Source organism: Pseudomonas sp. GM102, from assembly GCF_000282555.1.
Lineage (GTDB): Bacteria > Pseudomonadota > Gammaproteobacteria > Pseudomonadales > Pseudomonadaceae > Aquipseudomonas.
The window spans coordinates 96,966-104,972 of sequence record NZ_AKJB01000055.1; the positions used below are offsets into that span (position 1 = coordinate 96,966).

The 8,007-nt window shown below is 58.9% G+C and carries 9 protein-coding genes and 1 pseudogene; 7 read left to right on the forward strand and 3 right to left on the reverse strand.

The annotated features are described in order from the left end of the window. Positions 1–85 precede the first annotated feature (85 nt). Both PMI18_RS16750 and PMI18_RS16745 read left to right on the forward strand, forming a co-directional pair. Entirely contained in the window at positions 86–520 is a 435-nt protein-coding gene (locus PMI18_RS16750) for a DoxX family protein (protein WP_007899846.1), read from the forward strand. A gap of 260 nt (positions 521–780) precedes the next feature. Then, positions 781–1,089, forward strand: a complete 309-nt coding sequence (locus PMI18_RS16745) for a hypothetical protein (protein ID WP_007899849.1) — start codon at positions 781–783, stop codon at positions 1,087–1,089. A gap of 33 nt (positions 1,090–1,122) precedes the next feature. Here PMI18_RS16745 and PMI18_RS30280 read toward each other — a convergent pair. Continuing rightward, positions 1,123–1,221, reverse strand: a pseudogene (locus tag PMI18_RS30280) (transcription elongation factor GreB); the annotation flags it as partial. Between the two features lie 186 nt (positions 1,222–1,407). On the opposite strand from PMI18_RS30280, the gene PMI18_RS16740 reads away from it, so the two are divergent. The 3 genes from PMI18_RS16740 (at position 1,408) to greB (ending at position 3,519) form a co-directional block, all read left to right on the forward strand. Continuing rightward, positions 1,408–1,704: a helix-turn-helix domain-containing protein gene (locus PMI18_RS16740; RefSeq protein WP_007899852.1), complete on the forward strand. Its 297-nt coding sequence runs from the start codon at positions 1,408–1,410 to the stop codon at positions 1,702–1,704. Beyond that, positions 1,701–2,978 carry a type II toxin-antitoxin system HipA family toxin gene (locus PMI18_RS16735; RefSeq protein WP_007899854.1) on the forward strand — a complete coding sequence of 426 codons (1,278 nt, stop codon included), beginning with the start codon at positions 1,701–1,703 and terminating at the stop codon, positions 2,976–2,978. The genes PMI18_RS16740 and PMI18_RS16735 overlap by 4 nt, the downstream gene beginning before the upstream one ends. A 67-nt stretch (positions 2,979–3,045) precedes the next feature. Next, entirely contained in the window at positions 3,046–3,519 is a 474-nt protein-coding gene (greB, locus tag PMI18_RS16730) for a transcription elongation factor GreB (RefSeq protein ID WP_007899863.1), read from the forward strand. 91 nt (positions 3,520–3,610) lie between these two features. On the opposite strand, the gene PMI18_RS16725 is transcribed toward greB, so the two are convergent. Continuing rightward, a complete protein-coding gene (locus PMI18_RS16725) occupies positions 3,611–6,115 on the reverse strand; it encodes an ABC transporter permease (RefSeq protein ID WP_007899867.1) in 2,505 nt (834 codons plus the stop codon). Further along, positions 6,115–6,798: an ABC transporter ATP-binding protein gene (locus PMI18_RS16720; RefSeq protein WP_007899869.1), complete on the reverse strand. Its 684-nt coding sequence runs from the start codon at positions 6,796–6,798 to the stop codon at positions 6,115–6,117. The genes PMI18_RS16725 and PMI18_RS16720 overlap by 1 nt, the downstream gene beginning before the upstream one ends. A 10-nt stretch (positions 6,799–6,808) precedes the next feature. Here PMI18_RS16720 and PMI18_RS16715 point away from each other — a divergent pair, with 10 nt between their 5' ends. Both PMI18_RS16715 and PMI18_RS16710 read left to right on the forward strand, forming a co-directional pair. Further along, complete coding sequence (locus PMI18_RS16715; protein WP_007899879.1) at positions 6,809–7,414, forward strand: arylesterase; 606 nt, start codon at positions 6,809–6,811, stop codon at positions 7,412–7,414. Between the two features lie 56 nt (positions 7,415–7,470). Then, a complete protein-coding gene (locus PMI18_RS16710; protein ID WP_007899882.1) occupies positions 7,471–7,764 on the forward strand; it encodes a hypothetical protein in 294 nt (97 codons plus the stop codon). The last annotated feature ends 243 nt before the right edge of the window (positions 7,765–8,007 follow it).

Sequence of the window (8,007 nt, forward strand, 5' to 3'; positions counted from 1 at the left end):
ATGGTGCGTTTTTTGCGCTTTTAACATGAGTTTTACTGATTAATATAGCGGCCAACCAACACGCACTCACAATGGATGACATAGCATGAGCACACTGATCAACAAGGTACTGTTCACTCGCGCGGGCTACGGTCTGACGATTCTGCGTATTTTCGTCGGCATCATCTTCGCGGCCCATGGCTCACAGAAACTCTTCGGGGCATTCGGCGGCTACGGCATTGCCGGCACCGCGCAGTACATGGAAAGCATCGGGCTGGCACCGGGTCATCTGATGGCGATCCTGGCCGGTGGTACCGAGTTCTTCGGTGGTCTGGCGCTGATTATCGGCCTGCTGGCACGCCCGGCAGCGCTGGGTCTGACCTTTCTCTCGCTGGTGGCGATCTTCACGGTGCACATCAGCAACGGTTTGTTCATGGCCAACAACGGTTATGAATTCGCCCTGGCTTTGCTCGGTGGCAGCCTCGCGGTGCTGATCGAAGGTGCAGGCAAACTTTCGGTAGACCGCGCCATCACCAACTGACTGCCCTGGCTCAACAAAAAGGCCTGCATTGTGCGACGCACTGTGCAGGCCTTTTTTGTTGCGCGTGATTCTTGACACTGTCCGGTCAGCTTCTCTAGGATGCTGCCCATGCGCCGATTTAAACAGCTACTTGCGGGGCGCCAGGTGACTCCTTCAGTTGCCGATAGAAGCTTGAAACAGGCTTCGAAATACCGCTAAAGCGCTGGTTCGGTGTTGCCTCTCACCTGCCATGCAGACTTTTGAGGCAGAGACACGACACAATGAATGCATTAAGCCCCGTTATACGCCCCGCGCCGATCACGGCACACCTCACCCAGCGCAATCCAAAAATCCTGCTTGGCGGTAAACATCAGCCGACGCTTCTGCGTTACCTCGATGGCTGGCCACGTCGTACCGGTGGGCCTGCTGCCTTCCTGATTCAGTTTGTCGACGACGGCGAGTCACTGGCACGGTTTGCCAACGACAGTTTCGATCTGGCGGTGATTCTGGCACCCAGCCTCGAGGATGCACCGGAAGTGATCAGGCAGCTGACTCGCGTGGCTCGCCAAGGGCTGATTACCCGTCGCTGAGGTTCATGGCGCTGCGACTCAGAGCGCCGCGGCTCAAAAATAGTCGATCGCCACGATATACACGAGTTGTTCACCGGTCGGTGTCTGGACCCGCACTTCGGCGTCCTGTGCCTTGCCGATCAGGGTGCGCGCATTTTAATTATATTGGTCGTATTTGACCTTTTATGGTTGTTATTTTGTGTTAATTGGTCTGATATGACCATTAATGTAAAAAATTACATATCTTTCTATTGATGCAACTGGTCAGAATAGATCCTTTGTTCGATATTATTGGTCATACTGGATCAGTTATGACCAATAGTGTGTTCGGAGAAATCTATGTCGCTTGTGCATTTTTTGTACAGTCCAGCGGAAATCGCACGCGAGCTGGGGAAGAATGCTGAATCGTTGCGCTTGTCCAAGAACCTTTCTCGCAGAACCTTGGCTGAGCAATCCGGAGTGTCTGAGTCCTCCATCAAGCGGTTCGAACACTCAGGCTCGATCACTCTTGAGTCCATGATTCTCCTGGCCACGGCGCTCGATGAGCTAACGCCGATGATGAGTCTTTTCAAACCCTCGCATCCAGGCTCAATCGACGAGCTAAAAAATCTCAAGCGTAAACGAGGCACCAAATGAGCTCGCCTATCCCCAGGTTCAAGCCCACTGAATCGCTCACCGTCACTGCCAATGGCGTAATGGTTGGCGAATTGAGCCGTATCGAGGGGAAAGGCATCTACTTTGTGTACGACAAAGAATGGCTGGCCAAGGGGTTTGACCTTTCTCCCCTGACAATGACATTCGATGACAAGCCACAGCTCGCTCGTGAAAGTCGTGTGTTCAAGGGCTTGCATGGCCCATTTGCAGATTCCTTGCCGGACGGTTGGGGGCTTCTGCTGATGGATAGATTCTTCGACGCGACCTTCGGAGCAGGCACCTCGCTGACGCTCAGTCCGCTGGATCGGCTGGCCTATATAGGTGATCGAGCTATGGGGATCTTTGAGTACCATCCCAAAGCAGAAAAGGTCGCCGCCGAGTCAGTGAATCTTGCTCGCCTGTTCGAGGCATCTGTCGAGGTACAACATGGAGACACCCCAAGAGTGCTCAAGGGGTTACGCTTGGCGGGTGGTTCCCCCGGTGGTGCTCGCCCCAAAGCAATCGCCGCACTGTCACACGATCTTGAAACTGCGACTTCAGCTTTTGGCCAACTTCCACCTGGATACGCTCACTGGCTTGTGAAGTTCAGGGCTCTGAGTGAGCCTTTGGAGACTGGCGGGATCGAGCAAGCGTATGCGGTGATGGCCAGAAGGGCTGGGGTGAATATGGCGCATACGGAACTGCTAGAGGTGCAGATGCGCCAGGGCGGATTTGAACGGTTCTTCGCAGCCAAACGTTTCGATCGTGATGGCGATCGCAAGATTCATATGATTACCCTCTGCGCGTTGGTCTACGCAGACTTCCGGGCGCCGACAATGGATTACAGCCAGCTACTCAAGCTGACAAGCGCACTGACGAAAAGCGCTGCCGAGGTTGAGAAAATGGCAAGGCTCATGATCTTCAATGCGGTGTTCCACAACTACGACGATCACACCAAAAACTTTGCGTTCCTGTATCACGAACCTCAGGACAAAAGTGGGCAGGGGGGCTGGAGGCTGTCTCCGGCGTACGACCTTACTTTCTCCGATGGGATGGGTGAGCATTCCACTGCATTTTCAGGTCATGGTAAACCGACACGAAAGGTCATCAGAGACCTGTGCAAGGATTACAAATACCTCAAGCCTGATGAATACCTCGACCAAACCCTCGCGGCGCTTGATGACTGGGATCGTGTGCTCAGAGCACTGAAAATTCCCAAGTCTGCGGGGGCAGCAATTCACCGGGTTCTCAGTGATTCAAGGGTGCACTTCGCTTGAGCGCGACCTGGGGCTCCAAGAGTCGATATAACCTTGCTGGAGATAAATCGTTAGTGAGAAATCCATCTTGAGTACGAACATCATCACAAAGGAAGGTCATGAGGCTCTGAAGCAGGAGCTCGACTACCTTTGGCGGGAAAAGCGTCCTGACACCACGCGCAAGGTCACTTGGGCGGCGTCGCTCGGCGACCGTAGCGAAAACGCGGATTACCAATACAACAAGAAGCTGCTCCGGGAAATCGACCGGCGTGTTCGGTACCTTTGCAAGCGCCTCGAAGATGTGCGGGTGGTTGCGTACTCACCTGAGCAGGAAGGCAGGGTCTTTTTCGGGGCTTGGGTCGAGATCGAAAACGAGGCAGGTGAAATCAAGAAATTCCGGGTTGTGGGGTATGACGAAATCTACGGTCGCAACGATTACATCTCCATCGATTCGCCAATGGCGCGTGCGCTTTTGAAGAAAGAGGTCGGTGATGAGGCTGTTGTGCAGACCCCGAGCGGAGAAATGTTGTGGTGGATAAACGAGATCAGATACCCGAAATAGGGTGCACTCGGCGTTTTCCGAGCGATCGCCCTACGGGGAGGGCGATAACGGCTCGTGGTGACTTCTTGCGATTGAGTACTTGATGTGTTTATCAACCCTCGCGCAAGACTGTCAGGGGGCTGGCATTCAAGGCGCGGCGCGTGCCGAACACACCGGCACCGCCGATCAGCACGGCACCGATCAGTGGCAACACCAGCAGCCATGGATGCGGATGCCAGGGCAGGTCGAAGGCGTAGCGGTAGAGCACCAGGCTCACCAGTTCCGAACCCAGTGCCGCCAACAACCCGCTGACCGCGCCGAGCAGGCCGAACTCGATCCGCCGGGCCCTGACCAGCAACTGTCGCTCGGCGCCTAGCGCTCGCAACAATGCACCTTGGCGAATGCGTTCATCCAGCGTTGCCTGCAAGCCGGAGAACAGCACCGCCATCCCCGCCGCCAATACAAACAACAGTACGTATTCCACCGCCAGAGTGACTTGGGCGAGGATGCTGCGCAGCTGCGCCAGCAACGCTTCGACTTGCAGAATGGTCACTGCCGGAAAGCTTCGGGACAGATCGACGATCTGCTGATCGTGACCGGCCGCCAGGTAGAAACTGGTCAGGTAGGTCGCCGGCAAGTCCTTCAGGGTGCCGGGCTGGAAGATCATGAAAAAGTTCGGCTGGAAGTTGTCCCAGTTGACCTCCCGCAGGCTGGTGACTTTCGCTTCCCGATTGACCCCGCCAACGGTGAATACCATGTGATCACCGAGCTTGAGTTTGAGGCTTTCGGCGACTTTACCTTCCACCGATACTCCCGGTATTTCATCCGATGGTTGCTGATCCCACCAGTTGCCGGCGGTGAGTTTGTTGCCCTCCGGCAGCTCGGCCGCCCAGGTCAGGCTCAGGTCGCGTTGAATGGCTCGATCACCGGCCGAATCCTTGCTGACGATGTCCTGCACCGGCTCGCCATTGACGCTGATCAGCCGTCCCGGCACCACCGGGTACAGCGGCGCCGATTGTGCCGACAACTCCATCAGTCGATCGGTAAAGGCCTGTTTGTCCGCCGGCAGAATGTTCAGGGCGAAGTAGTTCGGGGCATTTTTCGGTAACTGGTTTTGCCAGGTGTCGAGCAATTCGCCACGCAGCAAAGCGATCAGCGCCATGGACAGCAGAATCAGACCGAAGGCCAGGGCTTGACCGGCCGCCGCCAGTGGATGGCGCAGCAGTTGGCCCAACCCGAGGCGCCATGGCAGTGAGGCGCGTGCCAGCATCCGGCGCAGGCTTTTCAGTAGCAGCAACAGCACGCTGCCCAGCACCAGTGCCGCGATCACACCGCCGCCGAGCAGGGCGAAGGTCAGCAACAGGTCCAGGCTCAAGCGCCACATGATCAGGCCGAGGGCGCCCAATGCCGCGCCATAAACAATCCAGCTGCTGGACGGAATCGGCAGCATGTCGCGACGCAACACGCGTAGCGGTGGCACTCGACCCAAAGCGGCCAATGGTGGCAGGGCGAAACCGGCCAGCGCCACCAGCCCGGTGCCGATCCCCGCGATGGCCGGCAGCAGGCCACCCGGTGGAACATCGGTCGGCAATAAATCATGCAGCAATGCAAACAGCCCGAGCTGCGCCAGCCAGCCGAGCAGGGCGCCGCTGACGCTGGCGAGCAGTCCGAGTACGGTCAGTTGCAGACTGAACAGCACCATGGTTTCCCGACGGGACAGGCCCAGGCAGCGCAGCAATGCGCTGGCATCGAAGCGGCGGGTGGCGAAGCGTGTCGCCGACAGCGCCACCGCCACACCGGACAACAGCACCGCCACCAGACTGGCCATGTTCAAATAACGTTCAGCCTTGCCCAGGGCGCCGCCGATCTGCCGATTGCCATCGCGAGCATCCTGGATACGCTGGTTGGCCGCCAGGCCTGGCTTGATCAGTTGCCGATAGGTTTCCAGCGCCGAGGCGTTGCCGCGCCAGAGTTCGCGGTAACTGACCCGGCTGCCGGGTTGCACCACGCCGGTCGCCTCAAGGTCGCCAAGGTTGATCAGCACCCGTGGTGTCAGGCTGTAGAAATTGCCAGCGCGATCCGGTTCATAGGTCAGCACCCGCGCCAGCGTCAGGGTTTTCATGCCAACATCGATACTGTCGCCGATCTTCAAGTCCAGTGCGGTCAGTAGTCGCGCTTCGACCCAGGCTTCGCCGGGTTTCGGACCACCACCGGGTTCTTCCGGCGCGAAGGGTGCGGGGGCGCTTTTCAGTTCGCCGCGCAACGGGTAAATGTCATCGGCGGCTTTGATGCTGGACAGCTGAATGCCGTTGTCGGTGGCGATGACGCTGGAAAATTCCACCACCTGAGCGTGCTCAAGGCCCAGCTCCGTGCCGCTTCTGATCTGCTCCGGCCGCGCTGGCGAACTGCCTTCGAGCAGCAGGTCGGCGCCGAGAAATTCGGTGGCGCGCAGCATCATGGCGCCATTCAGGCGGGCACCGAAGTAACCGATGGCGGTACTTGCCGCCACGGCCACCAGCAAGGCGAAGAACAACACCCGCAACTCACCGGCGCGGGCATCGCGTAGCAGTTGGCGGATGGCGAGGCTGAACAGGCGCAACAGCGGCAAGCGTGCCATCAAGGCTCCAGAGGGGCGACCAGCAGGCCGGCTTCAAGGCGGATCAGGCGCCGGCAGCGATGTGCCAGGCGTTCGTCATGGGTCACCAGCACCAGGGTGGTGCCGCTTTCCTGGTTGAGTTCGAACAGCAGATCACTGATGCGCTCGCCGGTGTGGCTGTCGAGGTTGCCGGTGGGTTCATCGGCGAACAGCACGTCGGGCTCGGCGGCGAACGCCCGGGCAATCGCCACGCGCTGCTGCTCGCCACCGGAGAGCTGGCGCGGTGAGTGGGTCAGGCGTTGTCCCAGGCCGACCCGTTGCAACAGTTCAGTGGCGCGTTCGCGAGCGTCTTTGCGGCCATCGAGTTCCAGCGGCAGCATGACGTTTTCCAAAGCGTTGAGACTGTCGAGCAACTGGAATGATTGAAAGACAAACCCCACGTGCTCGGCGCGAATGCGGGCGCGCTGATCTTCATCGAGATTGCTCAGGCCTTGCCCGGCGAGGGTGACTTCGCCGCTGCTCGGCAGGTCGAGGCCGGCGAGCAGGCCGAGGAGGGTGGATTTGCCGGAACCGGAAGCGCCGACGATGGCCAGGCTATCGCCCTTGTTCAGTTCCAGGCTGAGTTCGTGCAGGATAGTCAGTTCACCTTCCGCGCTCGGAACCACTTTGCTGAGGTTCTTCGCGGTGAGAATGCTTGCGCCCATGGAGAATCCGATGCGTGTGTGGTTTTTGAGTGCTGGCCTGGCCTTGATGTGCATGGCCCAGAGCGCAGCGGCGGGTACAGTCCTGATCGTTGGCGATAGTATCAGCGCCGGTTTCGGCCTGGATACCCGCTTGGGGTGGGTGTCATTGCTCGAGCAACGGCTCAAGCGCGAAGGTTTCGACGATAAGGTGGTCAATGCGTCCATCAGCGGCGACACCAGTGCCGGAGGTCGGGCGCGCCTGCCGGCGCTGCTTGCAGAGCATAAGCCTGCGCTGGTTATCCTCGAGTTGGGGGGCAATGATGGCCTGCGCGGAATGCCGCCAACACAATTGCAACAAAATCTTGCGTCGATGATCGACAGCTCCCGCGTCAGTGGCGCCAAGGTGCTGTTGCTGGGCATGCAATTGCCGCCCAATTATGGCGTGCGTTACACCCAGGCCTTTGCCGAGGTATTCATCAAGGTGGCTAACGAGAAAAAGATCCCGCTGGTGCCGTTTTTTCTAGACGGCGTGGGCGGTCACCCGGACCTGATGCAAGGCGACGGCCTGCACCCGGCTGAGGCGGCTCAGGACAAGTTGCTGGAAAATGTCTGGCCGACACTGAAACCGCTGCTTTGACGCTTTTCTAGCGGCGGTGTTTCGGCTAAGGTGGCGCCCCCGATTTGGAGCCCCCGATGCCGCGTCCTGCCTGGTCCCTTTTTGCCTATCAACTGATCGAGCCTGACGAACAGCTGGATCTGTTCGCCTGCCAGGAAGTGCGGGTACATCTGGTGACCCGTCAACTGGAATTGGGCGGCTCGGCGGACCGAACCTTGTGCGGCAGCCTGTTGCCGGCGCAACCGCGCTGGTCAAGCGTCGACCGTACCGTGTTCCAGGACCAGCGCCTGTGCTCGCTGTGCCGGGCCATTCTGGAGTCGCAAAAACGCGGCACCTCGCCGATCTGGCCTGAGTTGCGGTTCGAGCTTTAGGGCCCTGTGGCGAGGGGGCTCCCTCTGTGTTGGGCCGGCGGTTATCGCCCGCTCTTGTAGGAGCGAGGCTTGCCCGCGAAGGCGGCCTGATAGCCGACTGGGCTCTTTGATTGGGTACATATCTGTTTCTGCGGTCACGGCCGCTGGCGGTTATCGCCCGTCTTTGTAGGAGCGAGGCTTGCCCGCGAAGGCGGCCTGATAGTCGACTGGGCTCTTTGATCGGGTACATATCCGTTTCTGCGG